Source organism: Pseudooceanicola sp. NS-SX8 (assembly GCF_057380755.1).
The window spans coordinates 2,119,913-2,136,536 of sequence record NZ_CM170819.1 but is presented as its reverse complement, the minus strand read 5'-3'; the positions used below and the strand labels follow the sequence as shown (position 1 = coordinate 2,136,536).

The window sequence follows — 16,624 nt, the reverse complement described above, 5'->3', positions numbered from 1 at the left end:
CTCAATCTCCTGTCTTGAGTGTATTGACGCGGGCGGCGATGCGCGCCGCGAGTTCCGGCAGCGCTTCAGGCGCCAGGCTCGGCGCGTCAAGCTCGGTCACGGTTTCCGGATCCCAGCGGGCCCGGTGCCGGGTGTAGCCCGGATCATAGCGTTGTTCCATCAGCCCGCGTGCCAGGTCGGTGAAACGCCCCTCGGAAGCCTCGGCATGCCAAGCCTCGATCTGGTCGGCGGCCACGTAGGGGCGCAGGCTGTCCAGGATCTGATGCAGGCGCGCGCCGTCCTCGATCACGTCGCCATAGGCACGCGTCAGGTAGGCTGCGCGTTCCTCCAGCGGGGCGTTCAGCACGATGCGCGGCGCGGTCTTCATCGCGGACCACAGCGCGGGCGGCACTCGGCATTCCCCCACCTTGGAGCTTTCGGCCTCCACCACCACGGGCCGGGAGGGGTCGAGCCGGGCCATGGCCATGGCCACCGCGGTTTCGAACCCGCGCTGCTGCGGCTGCGGCCCCATGGCCCCGAAGAGAGAACCACGGTGGTTCGCCATGCCCTCCAGATCCAGCACCTGCACCCCCAGGGCGGGCAACATGTTCAGCAATTCGGTCTTGGCCGAGCCGGTGTTGCCATCCAGCAGGATCACCGGCGCCGGGAAGGGCTGCTCGTAAAGCGCATCCACCACCAGCCCGCGAAAGGCCTTGTAGCCGCCTTCGACCGTCTCCACCCGCCAGCCGATCTGGCGCAGGATGGTGGCGAAGCTGCCGGAGCGTTGCCCGCCACGCCAGCAATAGACCAGCGGCTGCCAGCCGCCGTCGCGATCCTGCAGGCGATCTTCGATGTGGCGGGCGGCGTTGCGCGCCACAAGGGCGCCACCGATCTTGCGCGCATCGAAGGGCGAGACCTGCTTGTAGATCGTGCCCACGCGGGCGCGTTCCTCGTCATCCAGCACCGGCATGCTGAGCGCGCCGGGGATATGATCGTCGTCGAATTCCGAGGGCGCACGGACATCGATGACATCGTCGAATCCGTGGTCCAGCAGGTCGGAGAGGGAGGTAAGCTTGATCGGCATGGCCGCCCAATAGCGCAAGCCCGCGCGTCAGGGAAGCACCCAGCCCACTCAACGGACCCCATGGGGGCCCACGGGCGCAGATGATCCGCGATTGCCGTCGCGCAGGCGCGGATTGCGCTCCGGTCCGCGGCCCCCTGCCCGCCCTGCGACAGCCTGGGGCCAAGCGCGTCGCAGGTGACGATTTCATCTTCAATCCGTCGCCGGGCTTTGCTAGACAGCGCTCCACGCGGCGCCCCCGGGCGACGTGGGATGCGGGTGTGGCGGAATTGGTAGACGCACCAGATTTAGGTTCTGGCGCCTTTGGCGTGGGGGTTCGAGTCCCTTCACCCGCACCATTTTGATTTCGAATATTTTTCCGAAAATCACATGTGTCGGGGCCGGATCGACCATGACCGGCTTCGCAATGTGCTTCACAGGTTCGCCGCCGCTCACCCTTCGTTTCATCGCAAGCCACGTGGGTAGAGCGGCACAGCCGTCCCCAGCCAGGCACATCACCCGAACGACTGGCAGACCCAAGTGGTGCCAACTCGGTCTGTACGAAGAAAGCACAGGATCACTTGAGATCTGCGGCGACCACACCAGAGCAACGCCCCCTTCGCCCAGCGCCCGCACGAGGATTGCGTCGCGAATACCGCACTCGGCCCGAGCCTGCCGTTCGCCGTCAGATCCATAGCGGCGGAGCAGCTTCTGGGAACCGGCCATCCTTGGCGTCGCGCAGCATTGCCAGCGATCCAAGGTCGGCGGAGCGGACAAAGCTGACGTTGCCAATACTGGACTAGTGGTCTGCTTTCAGCTCAATTCATAGGGGAGGCAAGAAGGCTGATATGATGTTTGAAGTCGAACCAACGGAAGAGAGTATCGGTATTTGCGATTGCTGTGGCAGTCAAACTCGAACCGTTTGGGGCTATGTTCATGAAGAAGGTGGAGGCACCATCGCAAGTTACTTCGTTCAGTGGACTGTTGGTAGATCCATTGAAGACCACCCTGCAAATTTCGATTTAATATATGGAGCTTGGGGTGAGGGAACGACCAAGAATGATCGATGCGCGATTTCCTTGGTCCATTTTGAGAGCGAAGGCGTTCCCGGTGTTTCAGTGATCGATGCAAACAACCGACCAGTCGCGTCCAGCGAGCTAGTTGGGGCAGCAATGAGCCGTGAAGAACTGGTTGGCACACCTTTAGCTCAGCGGGTGTTCGCAATATTTGATTCCGTATTTTCGCAGGATGTTCGCCTAAGTTGACATTGGTTCTGCTGTAGAAAGCTGGAAAAAAGGGCTCGGAGCTGTCATGCGGCAGCGCGGCGGCACGGCCAAGTCGCCATGGCATGATGCGCCGTGGCCCCTGACCCCAAGCGGACCTTCACGTCCGACACAGCGCCAAGGAGCGGGCCTGCGACCACATCAACAGCCGCCGGCGGCTTCACTTCAGGGAACTCTGCGTCAAACTCGCCCCTTCCTGCCTCCGTGAATTCGTGGCAGGTGACCCGCATGACTTTACCGATGCCGATACTCCGTGCTTTGACGCTGGGCCTCTGCCTGGCGATTTCGAGCATGGTTTCGGCAAAGATGATGGCGCCTGACCGGGCAAGCTCCGCGCTTGAAATCTACGAGCTCACCTATGGCGCCCTGCCGGCCGATTTTTGCGGCGACAGCCATGCCGGGCACGAACATCACTGCCCCTTCTGTCATGCCTTGCCCGGGACCCCACCCGTGGTCTTCGCTCCCCTGGCGCGCGCCTTCATCCCCCAGGACGACTGGCGCGCCGGGGAAGCGCTGCAACGCGCGGCCCGGGGGCGAAATGTCGGTCACTCCACCAGGGCGCCTCCACACCTCACCTGAGACCCTGACACTCAATTCCCGCGTGACATCGCGCGGGGCGCAGTTTCATGCCCGTCTTGCGGGACATGCCCCTGTCGGCATGCGCGGCGGGCCAGGTGGATTTGACCTAAATGACCGATACAACTTCCCGTGCGGCCAGCTCCGCACTCTATCGCGCTGTCTGGCGCTGGCACTTCATCGCAGGGCTTCTGGTCCTGCCATTCGTCCTGATCCTTGCGGTGACCGGCGGCATCTATCTCTTCAAGGATGAGATCAACAACACCGCGCACCACGCGTTGCGCTTTGTCGAAACCAGCGGGGAGAGCCTGCCGCCGTCGCAGATCGCCGCAGCCGCGCTCGAGACCCATCCCGGCACGCTCAAGGCCTATTCACCTCCCGCTGCTCCGAATCGCAGCGCAGAGGTCGACATCCTGGGGGAGGACGGGCTGCGCGACACGATCTACGTGGACCCTCATGATGGCACGGTGCTGGGCACGCTCTGGGATGGCGGCGCGGCCGGCAGCCCGGCGATGTATGTCGTGCGCAAGCTTCATTCGCTGGAATATGTCGGCTGGTTCGGCAATCGGCTGATCGAAGCGGCCGCGGGCTGGATGATCCTCCTCGTGGGCACCGGGATCTACCTCTGGCTGCCCCGGGGCCGTCGGCACGTGGGGACCATCCGGATCAAGGCCACACGCGGCCGGCCCTGGTGGCGTGACCTGCACGCGGTGACCGGGATCTACACCGGCGTCTTCATCGTCTTCCTGGCGCTGACGGGCCTGCCGTGGTCCGGCGTCTGGGGGGCGAAGTTCTACGACACCGCCTATGCCCTCGGCATCGGCATGCCCGATGGCTACTGGTCCGGCGTACCGCTTTCCACGATCCCGACCGAGGACGTGGTGGACCGCGCGCCCTGGATCATGGAGCGTCAGCCGATCCCGGAGTCGGACGAAGGCCTGCACGCCGGCCATGGCGCCGACATGGGCGCGGGGGCTGCGGGCGTGCCGGCAATGCTCGACGCGGTTGTCAGCAAGGTCGAAGCCCTCGGCATCGTGCCGGGCTATGCGCTTTCCATGCCGAAGGGACCGAAGGGAGTCTTCACCGCCTCGGTCTATCCCGACGACATCACCTATGAACGGGTTATCCACCTCGACCAGTACAGCGGTGAGGTGCTCTACGACGCTGGTCTTGAAGATCTCGGCACCTTTGGTCGATGGGCCGAATGGGGGATCAGTGTTCACATGGGGCAGGAATGGGGTCTGGTGAACCAGATCGTGCTGCTGCTGGCCTGTGCTGCCATGGTCATGCTCTGCGTGTCGGCGGCAGTGATGTGGTGGAAACGCCGGCCCCGGGGCGCACTCGGCGTGCCGACAATTCCGGCGGACTGGCGCATCCCCCGCACCCTGCTGGTGATGGCCGTGGCGGCCGGGATCTTCTTCCCGCTGGTTGGGCTGTCGATGGTGATCCTTGCGGCGGTCGAAGTTCTTGTCTTCGTCAGCCGGAAACGTCAGGCGACCAGCTGACAACGCCCACCAAGGCCCGTCGAGGCCCAGGGCACTGACGGCCGGCCTGCCGGCCGTCAGTGTGACCTCTCCCAGACAGCCAAGGCTCTGAGCTGACGCTCGCCAGGCCGGTCTTGCGACGCTGCAGCCTCCCCACAGGCTGTCGACGTTCCGGCGCCGGCCAGCCGAACAGTTGCCGTCAGGGCCGTGTCGCCATCGTCGAAGATGAAGTAACCGCCTTGCCCCGCGTCGTGACGGTGGACCACGCGCAACGCGCCGGGCACTTCGGGGCGCCGTGTCGGGCGAAATCGGGCGGATCAACCCGGGCTATCGTTTTGACATCCGATCGGCGCGGCGGCCCTGCCTGCAGGTCCCGAACTTATTAGTTGTGTAATTTAGTCAGGAATGTTAGGCGTGACGCAAGGGAGGACGTAACTCATTGGAAAATAGTAGTGAAACTTCTCTCCCTGGCCGCCTCTGCCATCCTGTGCATGGCAAATTCTGTCATCGCAGAGCCGATCCACATCAACGACGGCACGCATGAGATCACCCTGCCGGATAGGCCGAAACGGGTGATTGCGCTTGAGTTCTCCTTCGTCGATGACCTTGCGGCTGTTGGGGTCTCTCCCGTCGGGGTCGCGGACGACAACGATGCGACCCGGCTTCCCGAAGAAGTGCGCGAGGTAACGGGAGAGTGGACCTCCCTGGGCCGTCGTGCCCAACCCTCCATCGAAGGGATCGCGGCGCTCAAACCCGATCTGATCATCGCGGACCTGGGCCGACATGCAGGCAGCTATGACGCGCTTTCAGCGATCGCGCCGACGCTGCTGCTGCCCTCGCGCGGCGAGACCTACCAGGAAAGCCTGGACTCGGCGGTCATCGTCGGCAAGGCCGTCGGGCGTTCGGAGGAGATGAAGGCGCGCCTGGCACTGCACGAGGAGCGCATGCAGGAGTACGCCGCCAAGGTTCGCCAGATCGCTCCCGAAGGCAGCACCGTGATCTTCGGGGCCGCACGGGAAGACAGCCTGTCGCTGCACGGCCCCGACAGCTATTCCGGCGGGGTGCTGGCCAAGCTCGGCCTGACCGTTCCCGAAGTGCGTGCAGAGGGTGATGCCTACGAGTTCGTTTCCATCGAGCAGCTGCTGGCGCTTGATCCGGATTACCTGTTCGTCGGTCACTATCGCCGCCCGTCGATCATCGACACCTGGAGCGGGATGCCGCTGTGGAATGTGCTTCGGGCCGCACAGGATGACCATGTCATCGCAGTGGACAGCAACGTCTGGGCCCGCAACCGGGGCATCATCGCCGCCGAGAAGATCGCAAAGACCACGCTCGACATTCTCGATGGCAGCTATCAGGCGCCGGCGGACTGACATCTTGTCGCGCATCATCCTGAGTTTTGCGGGAAGCCTGGCCCTCGGGGCCGGGCTTTTCGTCTGGTCTCTCTGGGCCTTCTCCAGCTTTCCGCTGGGGCCGGCCGAGGTCTGGCCCCTGTTCACGGGCGGCCCCCGCGAAACGATGACGGAAATCGTGGCGCAGGTGCGATTGCCCCGGTCCCTGGTGGCACTGCTCATCGGCGCCATGATGGGGCTTACGGGGGCGCTGATGCAGGGCGTGTCGCGCAACAGGCTGGCCTCACCCAGCCTGCTTGGGGTGACGGGCGGCGCAAGCCTTGCGCTCGCGCTCAGCACCAGCGGGCTTGTGGGGGCGACGATCCCCGGCCCCGTTGCCGCGACCTGCGGCGGCGCTGTCGCCTGGGCCCTGGTGGTGACGCTGGGCTCCGCCTTCTCGGCCGATGCGTCGCGGATCCGCCTTGTCCTGGCCGGGATGACCATGGCAGCGCTTTGTGCCGGCCTCACCCGGCTGGTCGTCCTGCTGGCCGAAGAGCGTGCACTGGGCGTGCTCAACTGGCTTGCGGGCTCGCTTTCCAACACGAATTTCCACGATGTTACCTTGCTGGCGCCCGTGCTGCTGGTCGGGGCATCGGGCGCGGCGATCGTGGCCAGCAAGCTCAACCTGCTGGCACTTGGCGATGATGCCGCGCAGGCCATGGGGGTGCGCATTGCACCGCTGCGCTGCCTTGTCTTTGCGCTTGGGTGCCTGATGACCGGAACCTGCGTCGCCGTGGCGGGCCCGCTGGCTTTCATCGGCCTGATCGCCCCGAACCTCGCCTATCTGCTCGTCGGCGCCGACTATAGATATGCGCAGCCGCTTGCGGCCATCCTGGGGGCTGTCCTGCTGCTCGGCTCGGACATCCTGTCGCGCGTCGTTGCCTTTCCGTCGGAAACGCCGGCCGGTGCCGTGACCGCGCTGATCGGTGCGCCCGTCTTCCTGTGGCTGGCGAGGAAAGCCTGATGCTGCGCATGCTCTCCCTCGTGACCGTCCTGCTGCTGCTCTTCGTTGCGGCCTTGTCTCTGGGCGCAAGTTTCGTGCCCCCGGCGGACCTTTTGGGCTACCTCTCTGCCAGGGATGCGCAGGACTTCGTCATCTGGAACCATCGGCTGCCGCGCGCGATCATCGCGGCCGCGCTCGGCGGCGCTCTCGGCCTGGCCGGCGCCCTGGTCCAGGCTGTCATCCGAAACCCGCTCGCATCGCCGGACCTGCTTGGTGTGACCCAGGGTGCAGGGCTGGCGATGGCGCTCGGCCTGCTCGTGTTCCAGGGCTTTCCCGTCAACTGGCTGCCACTGCTGGCCATCGGCGGCGGGGCCGCAGGCGCGGCGTTTCTCATGCTCTACAACATCGGTGTCTTCTCGCCCCTGCGGTTCGCCCTGTCCGGGATCGCGGTCTCGGCCTGCCTGTCGGGCATGACCGAATTCCTGCTGCTCACGCACCCGGTCGAGATCAATACCGCCCTGATGTCCCTGACGGGTTCCCTCTGGGCGCTCGGCTGGTCCGACGTCACCCTGCTGGCGCTGATGGTGCCGCTCGCGCTCCTGACACTGCCCCTGGCGAAGGCCCTCGACCTGATGACGCTTGGCAATGCTTCCGCGCAGGCCCTGGGCGTGAGAACCCGCATGATCCAGTTCCTCGCCCTGGCGATTGCCGTGGCGCTGACGGGCCTGTGCGTGGCCGTCGCGGGGCCTGTCGGCTTCATCGGGCTGATCGCCGGGCACGTGTCGCGCCACCTCTTCGCGGGCCGCATGCTGCACTCCCTTCCCGCCTCTGCCGGAGTCGGGGCAGCAATCGCAATGGCAGCCGACACGCTCGGGCGCGCGATCGCCCCCCCGACCGAGATCCCCATCGGCGTGATGACGGCAGTCATCGGCGCGCCCTATTTTCTTTGGCTACTCTACAGGATGAGATGATGGATGCTGTCCTGACATTCGACAGGCTTTGCCTTGGATACGGCGAGAAGACCGTCATTGGCGACCTCACCCTCGATCTGCCGCGCGGCCAGTTCACGGCGCTCGTCGGTCCGAACGGTTGCGGCAAGTCGACCTTGCTGAAATCGATGATCCGCAACCTCGCACCCCGGACAGGGAGGGCGCTGCTCGACGGAAAGGACATCGGTTCCTACGCGGCACGGGACCTGGCCCGCAAGGTGGCCCTTCTTCCGCAGAAGATGATCTCCCCGGATGGGGTCACCGTGCGCCAGCTGGTGGGCTACGGACGCAGCCCGCACAACAACCTATGGGGACGCATGACGCGCAGGGATCATGACGCGGTGAACGCGGCCCTCGAACGTCTGGCCCTGACAGACATCGCGGACAGCCAACTGTCCGAGCTCTCCGGAGGCCAGCAGCAACGCGCATGGCTGGCGATGGTGATGGCGCAGGAGACCGCCGTGATCCTGCTGGACGAGCCGACGACCTACCTGGACATCGCCCGTCAGGTCGAGGTGATGCGGCTCTGCCGCGCCTGGGCCCGCGAAGGCCGGACGGTGATCGCCGTGCTGCATGACCTCAACCAGGCCTTCCGCTATGCGGATCACGTGGCAATGCTGAACGGTGGCCGGCTGATCGCCAGCGGCCCGCCGGCAGAGGTCGCGCGCGCGCCCCACATCCGCGACGCTTTCGATGTCGACGTCCTGATTTCGCAAGATCCGGAGGCAGGCTCCCCCATGCTCGTCGTCAAGGAAGACTTGGGGTCCTGAAGGTCGGCGGCCCATGCCGGAGGGATGCCCGAACAGATTTGGAAAGAACGCATGACTGCGGGATCGGCGTGCACCCATTAGGGGCCTGGACGGCCGGTCGCCCGAACGTCAGCGACCCTCAATTTTCACAGGCAATTTTCACAGGCAAGTCTCTCGGGCCGAAGCCCCGCAACCTGCCGTTGGCGCCGAGATTGCAAAGCGCCAGCTTTCGGGGATCCCGGGTAAACTTGAACCGGCTCCTCGCCCCAGTCTTCCGACTTCCTCAGCCCTCCAGCTTTGCAGCGGGGCCATCGGTTGCGTGTTCGGCCACCTGCCTGCTCTCGTCGCGCTTCCTTCTGTCTTCCTCTTCGCCATCCCGGTGGGTCTTGATCGAGAAGAAGATGGTCGTACCGATCACGGACAACTTGAACACGCCAAAGGCTATGGGAACCCAGATCATCGTATTGCTCCTTGCTTGCTGTACGTCCGTACCACCCCTCAGTCGGGTCGCGGCGTCCTGCGCGAGAAGGGGGAAGGACGGAGCCAGCGACACTTGCGCGACCGAGATCCGCCCTGCGCCGTTACGCGCTTCGCGTACATACATTCAAAACCCAATTATACCTCAATCCACCCCACCGCAAGAGGATTGACGCAACATCGAAAAGTGAGCCAGAAGCACACAGGTATACCAAAAACCCATTGTTATTAGAGGTATATCGAAAGAGGGAAGACTAGGCCGCCATACACCCTTCACACAATCACATACAATCTATCCATTCAATACATACAATAATGAGACTCACCCCATCACGAACAACCCCGCATCCGGAGGCAGCCCACGCACCGCCTGAGGGCACCGGGATCAGCCCGCGCGCGCGCCCTTGCGGGCCGCGTGGGAGCCGCGTTCATCGAAGATCTCACGCATGCGCTGCTCGGTCAGCTCCGTACAGCGGCGCAGCACATAGGGCTCCATCAGGACCCCCAGGGCCTTGCGCGTCTCACCCTCCACCACCGCAAGCGCGTCGGTGCCGGTCGCGGCGAACCGCTTCAGCGCTTCCGGCGCGGTCATGTCGGGGGTCAGGTAGTCGCCCCGATTGCGCAGCAGGTCCTCCATCTCCTTGTCGTCGGAGGCGGGATTGTGCATTTCGGGCACCGAGACCATGCCAAGGTAGCTGCCATCGTGATCCGTCACCACGACCCGGTAGCGTGACCCCGGGGGATAGCGCTTGCGGAACTGCGCCAGGTCGGTGCTGTAGAGCACGGGCGTGGAATCCCGGCGCATCATCTCCCCCACCTTGAGGCCCGACAGGAAGCTCTGATCCGCGCCGGAGCGGATCGGATCCCCGCGCAGGTGGAACTTCCAGGTGGCGAAGGAATAGCCGAAGTAGCGGCGCACCAGCAGGTTGGCGAGGGTGGCGACACAGACCATCGGGATGACGTTGTTCATGTCCTGGCTGGCGAAGGACACCAGAAAGGCCATGGCCAGCGGCGCGCCGATGATCGCGGTGGCCGATGCGGTCATGCCGATCAGCTCGCACAGTTCCGGCGAAAGCGCGGTGACACCGGCCATCTGCAGCAGCGCCCCCACCAGCTTGCCGCAAAGAAGCCCGAGAAAGAGCGAGGCGAAAGAGAGGCCACCGCGGAAACCAAGCCCCACCGACAGCGTCACCGCCACGGCCTTCAGCGCCAGCACCCCCAGGATGGTCAGCCAGAAGACTTCATTGCCATAGAGCCCCTGCAGCGCGGTCCGCCCGGAGGAGAGCGCGGCGGGACTGGCCAGCGCCAGAACGCCAAGCGCACCACCGCCCAGCACGGGGGCGAACCAGCCCGGAAGGCTGGCAGAGGCGCGCCCCTCCAGCCAGGTGCAGGCGCGCATCACGCCGATGGCCATGAAGCTGGTCACGATGGTGATCAGCAGGGTGACCATTACCGCATTGGCGGCAACGGGAAAGTCGGACGTGGGAAAGTGCAGCGGCGCGGGGCGCAGCACGGCGCGCGTTCCCGCAGCCACCAGAGAGGCGATGGCCACCGGCGCAAGGTTGGCGATGGAATAGGCCGCGACGACCAGTTCGAAGGCGTAGAAGGCGCCCGCCACGGGCGACTGGAAGATCGCCGCGATGGAGGCCCCGGCCCCGCAGGCCACCATCAGCCGCATGTCCATCCGCCGGCCCGAGGCCCACTGCCCCGCGCGAGATCCCAGGGCGGAACACATCTGCGTGTGCGCCCCCTCCATGCCGACGGAGGCGCCGGTGCCATGGGACAGGATGGTCTGCAGCATGATCCACAGCGCACCGGGCAAGGGGATGCGCCCGCCCGTGGTCGCATTGGCCGCGATAGGGTCGACCGTCTGGATGTGGCGACGGAACTTCGCCCCCATCCAGATCGTCAGGCCAAGCGCGGCGCCCCCGGCGGCAGGCACCCAAAGCCGGTCCAGCGGGATGTGATCGGCGCCGCTGACCTCCCCCATGCCCAGGCCAAAAGCCAGCAATTGCAGGTGTTTCACGATCCAGTCGAAGACGGAAACCGAGATCCCGCAGACAAGTCCGAGCAGCGCCGCGATGCCCGATATCCAGAATTCGTCATGTCGGAAGCGCGCGCGCAGGTAACGGAGGGCACGGGCGAACGGGCTGGGTTTCTTGGCACTCTTCAACGGACAGGCTTCTTCGGCTTGGGAGGGCAGACAGGCGAACAGTCGGGAATCGTGGGGGCCTCATAAGGGGTAAGAAGGACCTCCGCCAGCATGGGACTGGCCTGGCTAAGCCCGGGCGCGCGCCGGGCAAGGCAGGAATCGGAGCGGCAGGGGAGCAAGGCCCGGCCCGAAGACCCGCGCCGGATCCCCCCGACCGCCCCCCCATCAGACACTGGCCCCCATCAGGCACTGCCCCTCATCAGGCACTGGCCCCCGTCACTGCTGGCCTCCGTCAGGTAATGGCGCCTCCTTGGGCACTCGGCCCGGCCGCTGCCCGTTCTGCACGCTTGGCCCCGCGCGCGGGGCAGATTGCCCCCGGCGACGTTGCGAGGACGGCCGGCTTCGGGCCAGATCGGGGGAATGACGACACTTCCGCCCAGGGCCGCCCCCTCCGCCCGGTCCACCCCACCGCCCCGCACCGCACAGATCCCCCTGCGGGATCGCTGGCCCCTGATGCCCGCCCTTCGCGCGGATGACCGCAGGGACCTGAAGCTGCGCACGATGCAGGTCATCATCGACACGATCCGCCAGCACGAGGTGCCCCCGGGCACCCGCCTGCCCTCCACGCGCAAGCTGTCGCTGCAGCTGGGCATTTCCCGCAACACCGCCATCGCCGCGGTAGAGGCGCTTGCCGAACAGGGCGTGCTGGACATCCGCGACAGATCCGGCTGCTACGTGGCGCCCACGCCCTTGGCCAGCGCCGGCCCCTGCGCGCAGCCAGCCCCCCCGCCAGAGGCGCCGGTCCGGGACTGGGCGCGGCGTTTCTCGGTCACCCTGCCGGATACCCACCGCCGCCCCCCGCAGGCGGAGCTGGACTTCACCTATGGCCAGTTCGATCCAACGCTCTTTCCCACCAACCCCTGGCGCGACTGCGAACGCCGCGCCCTCGCGGTGACAGAGATCGAGACATGGGCCCGCGACATGGGCGATGCCGATGATCCCATGCTGGTGGACTACCTGATCAGCACGGTGCTCTCCCGCCAGGGCATCCGCGCCCGGCCCGAGGAAATCGTGGTCACCCTGGGCGGCCAGCAGGGCCGCTTCCTGGTGGCGCAGCTTCTGGCGGGCCAGGGCACCACCACGGGCTACGAAGACCCCGGCATGCCCGACATGCGGCAGATCCTGGATCTGATGCCCACGCGCAAGATCGCCCTGCCCATGGATGCCTGCGGCCTCTGCCCCGGGGCCGAAACCGCGCGCTGCGACACCATCTTCATCACCCCGGGGCACCAGTGCCCGACCACCGCCGTCATGCCCCTCGACCGGCGGGAGGCCCTTCTGGCCAATGCCGCCCGGAGCGGCACCGTCATCGTCGAAGACACCTTCGAGGTGGAGCTCCTGCCGGATCCGCTGCCGGCGCTTCACGGGCTGGACCGCTCGGGCCGGGTCATCCACATCGGCAGCATGTCCAAGCTGATCGCGCCCGGCCTGCGCATGGGCTACGTCGTGGCCCCGGCAGAGGTCGCCCGGCAGCTGCGCGCCCTGCGCCGGATCATGCACCGCCATCCCCCCGGCAACAATCAGCGCGCATTGGCCCTCTTCCTGGCCCATGGCCACTACGGTGCGTTCCTGCGCCGCGCCTTCCGCGTCCTCGGCCAGCGCAGCGACACGATGAGCGCCGCCCTCGCCCGCGATCTGCCCGAGCTCGCCGTCAGTCACCGCCCCGGGGCCTCGACCTTCTGGATCACCCTGCCCCGCCCCCTGCCGGGGGCAGAGCTGATCGCCCGCGCGGCCGACCGCGGGCTCGCCCTGCGCTCCTCTGCGCATTTCTTCAGCACCCCGGGCAGCGCCCTGCATCACCTGCAGCTGTCGGTTTCCAACCTGCCGGCAGAGCGGATCGGCGACGGTGTACAAAGGCTTTCCGCCGTCCTGCGGGAGCTGACCTGACACCTTCGCGCGAAACTGGACTCTCAGGCCGTCGAAAACTGGACCTTACGGGCGGCCGGGGGCCGCTCATACTGGACCCATCAAAAAATCAACAGGGAAATGACAATGACCAAGTATCGCAAGGCGCCCTACGCGCCCGGCGGCCTGAACCGCCGTGCCTTCCTGAAAAATACCCTCGGCGCCACGGCGGTGACCGGTCTCGGGGCGCAGGCCCTGCTGACCGCGGGCCCCGCCCGTGCGGCGGACCTCACCCCGCTGCGGGTGCAGTTCGACTGGCTGATGGGCAATGGCCAGATCGGCGACATCGTGGCCCGCGAAAAGGGCTTCTTCGCCGAAGAGGGGCTTGACGTCGAATTCGCCCCCGGCGGTCCCAACGCCCAGACCCTGCCGCCGGTACTGACCGGCCAGTCGCCCATGGCGGAGTTCTCCTCCACCGCGCAGACCTTCGTCGCCGCCGGCGCCGGTCGCCCGGTGAAGCTCTTTGCCTGCGGCTACCAGTACACGCCCTACGCCTACATCTCCCTGCCGAAATCGCCGATCCGCACCCCGCAGGACCTGGTGGGCAAGACCATCGCGGTGAACCCCAACGGGCGCTTCACCCTGGAACTGATCCTGAACCTGAACGGGATCAGCAAGGATGACGTGCGCATGATCACCCAGGGCGCCGACATGACGCCGCTGCTGGTGGGCCAGGCCGATGCGGTCACGGGCTTCATGACCAACACCTCCGCGCTGGCGGCCCTGGGCCCCGACTACATCACCATGACCGCCGAAGATGCCGGGCTGGTGGGCTACGCCAATGCCTACTTCTCCACCCAGGACGGGTTCGAGGAGCACAAGGAGTCCTTCACCAAATACATCGCCGGCGCCGCGCGCGGCTGGGGCTGGGCCTTCGAAAACCGGACCGAGGCGGTGGACATCATGTGCGACGCCTACCCCAACCTCGACCGGGAGGTCGAACACAACACCGTCGACATCGTCATGAACATCGCCTTCGGCGCCGACACCAAGACCCATGGCTGGGGCTGGTTCGACAAGGACAAGCTTGAACGCCAGGTGGAAATCTTCGCCTCCGGCGACGGCTTCGCCGAACAGGTGCCCGTGGTCGATGACGTGATCACCTACGAGGTGCTGGACGCCACCGCAGACGTCCGCCCCAAGCTCTGAGCCTGCCGCAGGCCGCCGCATTCCGAAACAGATCGAGACCGACGATGACGACGACACATGCCTTCTCCCTTGACGATGTGGGGGTGACCTTCGAAACCCCGACCGGACCGCTGACAGCGGTCCAGGATGTACATCTGGACGTGGATCGTGGGCGCTTCGTCGTTCTGATCGGGCCTTCGGGATGCGGCAAGTCCACCCTGCTGCGCGTGCTTTCCGACCTGTTGCCGGCCAGTTCCGGCCGGCTGCAGGTCTTCGGCGGATCGGGGGCCGAGGCCCGCAAGACCCGCAAGCTCTCCTTCGTGTTCCAGGATGCCACCCTGCTGCCCTGGCGCAGCGTGCTGGACAATGTCCGCCTGCCGCTGCAGGTCGGCCGCTGGTCCCGCCTGAAACGTCAGGCGGGCGACCCCGCCGAGATGGTACGCCTCGTCGGCCTCGAAGGGCGCGAAGACGCCCTGCCCCACGAACTTTCCGGCGGTCAGCGACAGCGCGTCGCCATCGCCCGCGCCCTGGTCACCCGGCCCGACATCCTGCTGATGGATGAACCCTTCGGCGCCCTGGACGAGATCACCCGCGACCGCCTGAACGAGGAAATCCTGCGGATCTGGCGCGAAACCGGCACCACCATCGTCTTCGTCACCCACTCCCTGTCGGAGGCGGCCTTCCTCGGTCAGACCGTGGTCGTCATGGCCGCCAAGCCGGGCCGCATCCTCGACGTCGTCGACCTGGACGCGCGCAAGCCCGGCAATGCCATCGACCGCACCACCGAAACCTTCTTCGAGATCACCTCGGACCTGCGGCTGCTGCTGGAACGGGCGGACGCGGCATGAAATCGAAACTGCACTGGCTCTGGCCCCTCGCGGGCTTCCTCTCCCTGATCCTGGCCTGGTGGGGCATCATCGTGCTGCGCGACGTGCCCGACTACATCGCGCCCAAGCCCGGCGCGGTCTGGCAGGCGCTGATCGAAAACGCGGCCCTGCTGCTCGACAACCTCTGGCCCACGGCCGCCGCGGCCATTGGCGGCTTCCTCATCGGCAACCTGGTGGCGGTGATCCTGGCCACGGTCTTCGTCCACTCCGCCACCGCGCGGAAGATGTATTTCCCCGTTGTCGTCGTCTTCAACACCATTCCGATCATCGCCCTCTCTCCGATCCTGATCCTGATCTTCGGCCTGACGCTGACCTCCAAGATGGTCGTCGCCGCCATCGTCTGCCTCTTCCCGACGCTGGTGAACATGCTGCGCGGCTTCGAAGCCGTCTCTGCCTCCGAGCTGGAGCTGATGCGGGTCATGTCCGCCTCCCGGACGGAGGTCTTCTTCCGCCTGCGGCTGCCGCGCTCCATCCCCTTCCTCTTCGCCGCGCTGAAGATCGCCGCCACCTCCTGCGTCATCGGGGCCATCGTCTCCGAATGGATCGGCGCGGAAAAGGGGCTGGGGGTGCTGATCATCCAGACCACCTTCGACTACCGGACAGAGCTTCTCTACGGCGCGATCGCCGTCTCCTCGGCGCTCGCCCTGGTCCTCTTCCTGGCCGTCACCCTGGCCGAACACCTCCTCGTGCGCTGGCGCACCAGCTGATCAACCGGAGCCTTCCCATGACCGTGACCACCCCCGAACCCACCGCCACCAGCGGTGACATGAAACGCCTGCAGGCCCTGCAGGAGCTGGAGATGCCGCCCTATGTCCTGATGCCCGGCGATCCCGAACGGATCGACCTGATGGCAAGCCAGTGGCAGGATGCCCGCGTCATCGGCCTGCCCCGCGGCTACCGCGCCGCCGCCGGCACCTTCAACGGGCAGCGCATCGGCGCCATCTCCACCTCGATCGGCGCGCCCTCCCTGGAACTGGTGTTCAGCGACCTCGCCCGCCTCGGCGCGCATACCTTCCTGCGTGTCGGCACCTGCGGCACCCTGAAGGAGGAGATCGCGACCAACAGCCTGATCATCAACGACAGCGCCGTGCGCCTGGATGGCACCACCAATTTCTACGCCCGCGCCGAATACCCCGCCACCGCCTCGCACGAGGTCACGATGGCGCTTTGCGATGCCGTGCAGGCCATGGGCGAACCGCTGCACGTGGGCACCGGCTGCACCTCCGGCTCCTTCCTGGCCGGCCAGGGGCGCCCCGGCTTCCGCGATTTCCTGCCCGCCGAGGGCGAACGCATCTTCGCGGAGATGAAGCAGCTGGGCGTGCTGAACTTCGAAATGGAAACCTCCTCCCTGCTGACACTTGCGCGGATCTTCGGCTTCCGTGCCGGCGCCGTCGTCTCCGTCATCGCGAACCGGATGACCGGGGTCTGGGGCGACGAAGGCGGGATCGAGAAGGCCTGCCTGGCCGGTGCCGGTGCCCTGGCGCGCCTCTCTGCCTGGGATGCGACGGCGGCGGCGGCCGGGCGCAAGACCCTGACCCTTTCCGACATGACGAACTGAGCT

The 16,624-nt window shown here is 66.2% G+C and carries 15 protein-coding genes and 1 tRNA gene; 13 read left to right on the top strand and 3 right to left on the bottom strand.

All coding sequences use genetic code 11. The annotated features are described in order from the left end of the window. Position 1: 1 nt before the first annotated feature. A complete protein-coding gene (gene mnmH, locus AC2IR1_RS09760) occupies positions 2-1,063 on the bottom strand; it encodes a tRNA 2-selenouridine(34) synthase MnmH (protein ID WP_486476088.1) in 1,062 nt (353 codons plus the stop codon). A gap of 251 nt (positions 1,064-1,314) precedes the next feature. On the opposite strand from mnmH, the gene AC2IR1_RS09755 reads away from it, so the two are divergent. The 8 genes from AC2IR1_RS09755 (at position 1,315) to AC2IR1_RS09720 (ending at position 8,475) form a co-directional block, all read left to right on the top strand. Then, positions 1,315-1,398 (top strand) — tRNA-Leu (locus tag AC2IR1_RS09755). Positions 1,399-1,890: 492 nt separating this feature from the next. Then, complete coding sequence (locus AC2IR1_RS09750) at positions 1,891-2,304, top strand: hypothetical protein (protein ID WP_486476087.1); 414 nt, start codon at positions 1,891-1,893, stop codon at positions 2,302-2,304. Positions 2,305-2,562: 258 nt separating this feature from the next. Beyond that, positions 2,563-2,901 (top strand): hypothetical protein, encoded by a 339-nt coding sequence (locus tag AC2IR1_RS09745; protein WP_486476086.1) that lies wholly within the window; start codon positions 2,563-2,565, stop codon positions 2,899-2,901. Positions 2,902-3,011: 110 nt separating this feature from the next. Continuing rightward, positions 3,012-4,403 carry a PepSY-associated TM helix domain-containing protein gene (locus AC2IR1_RS09740; RefSeq protein ID WP_486476085.1) on the top strand — a complete coding sequence of 464 codons (1,392 nt, stop codon included), beginning with the start codon at positions 3,012-3,014 and terminating at the stop codon, positions 4,401-4,403. A 431-nt stretch (positions 4,404-4,834) separates the two neighbouring features. After that, the gene (locus tag AC2IR1_RS09735) at positions 4,835-5,755 is read left to right on the top strand and encodes a Fe(3+) dicitrate ABC transporter substrate-binding protein (protein ID WP_486476084.1); all 921 of its coding nucleotides are present in this window, start codon (positions 4,835-4,837) and stop codon (positions 5,753-5,755) included. Positions 5,756-5,759: 4 nt separating this feature from the next. Beyond that, a complete protein-coding gene (locus AC2IR1_RS09730; protein WP_486476083.1) occupies positions 5,760-6,737 on the top strand; it encodes an iron chelate uptake ABC transporter family permease subunit in 978 nt (325 codons plus the stop codon). Then, a complete protein-coding gene (locus AC2IR1_RS09725; protein WP_486476082.1) occupies positions 6,737-7,687 on the top strand; it encodes an iron chelate uptake ABC transporter family permease subunit in 951 nt (316 codons plus the stop codon). Before AC2IR1_RS09730 ends, AC2IR1_RS09725 begins: the two co-directional genes overlap by 1 nt. Further along, positions 7,687-8,475 (top strand): ATP-binding cassette domain-containing protein, encoded by a 789-nt coding sequence (locus AC2IR1_RS09720; protein ID WP_486476081.1) that lies wholly within the window; start codon positions 7,687-7,689, stop codon positions 8,473-8,475. Before AC2IR1_RS09725 ends, AC2IR1_RS09720 begins: the two co-directional genes overlap by 1 nt. A 262-nt stretch (positions 8,476-8,737) precedes the next feature. Here the strand turns inward: AC2IR1_RS09720 and AC2IR1_RS09715 are convergent, their stop codons facing one another. After that, positions 8,738-8,914 carry a hypothetical protein gene (locus AC2IR1_RS09715; RefSeq protein ID WP_486476080.1) on the bottom strand — a complete coding sequence of 59 codons (177 nt, stop codon included), beginning with the start codon at positions 8,912-8,914 and terminating at the stop codon, positions 8,738-8,740. A 402-nt stretch (positions 8,915-9,316) separates the two neighbouring features. Further along, entirely contained in the window at positions 9,317-11,104 is a 1,788-nt protein-coding gene (locus tag AC2IR1_RS09710; RefSeq protein WP_486476079.1) for a chloride channel protein, read from the bottom strand. 399 nt (positions 11,105-11,503) lie between these two features. Between AC2IR1_RS09710 and AC2IR1_RS09705 the strand changes: the two genes are divergently transcribed. From AC2IR1_RS09705 to AC2IR1_RS09685, 5 genes are all read left to right on the top strand, one after another. Continuing rightward, positions 11,504-13,030, top strand: a complete 1,527-nt coding sequence (locus tag AC2IR1_RS09705) for an aminotransferase-like domain-containing protein (RefSeq protein WP_486476078.1) — start codon at positions 11,504-11,506, stop codon at positions 13,028-13,030. 105 nt (positions 13,031-13,135) lie between these two features. After that, on the top strand, positions 13,136-14,197 hold the full coding sequence (locus AC2IR1_RS09700) for an ABC transporter substrate-binding protein (RefSeq protein WP_486476077.1): 1,062 nt from the start codon (positions 13,136-13,138) through the stop codon (positions 14,195-14,197). Between the two features lie 44 nt (positions 14,198-14,241). Next, a complete protein-coding gene (locus tag AC2IR1_RS09695) occupies positions 14,242-15,024 on the top strand; it encodes an ABC transporter ATP-binding protein (RefSeq protein WP_486476076.1) in 783 nt (260 codons plus the stop codon). Next, positions 15,021-15,770 carry an ABC transporter permease gene (locus AC2IR1_RS09690; protein WP_486476075.1) on the top strand — a complete coding sequence of 250 codons (750 nt, stop codon included), beginning with the start codon at positions 15,021-15,023 and terminating at the stop codon, positions 15,768-15,770. Before AC2IR1_RS09695 ends, AC2IR1_RS09690 begins: the two co-directional genes overlap by 4 nt. 17 nt (positions 15,771-15,787) lie before the next feature. Then, positions 15,788-16,621 carry a nucleoside phosphorylase gene (locus AC2IR1_RS09685; RefSeq protein ID WP_486476074.1) on the top strand — a complete coding sequence of 278 codons (834 nt, stop codon included), beginning with the start codon at positions 15,788-15,790 and terminating at the stop codon, positions 16,619-16,621. Positions 16,622-16,624 lie beyond the last annotated feature (3 nt).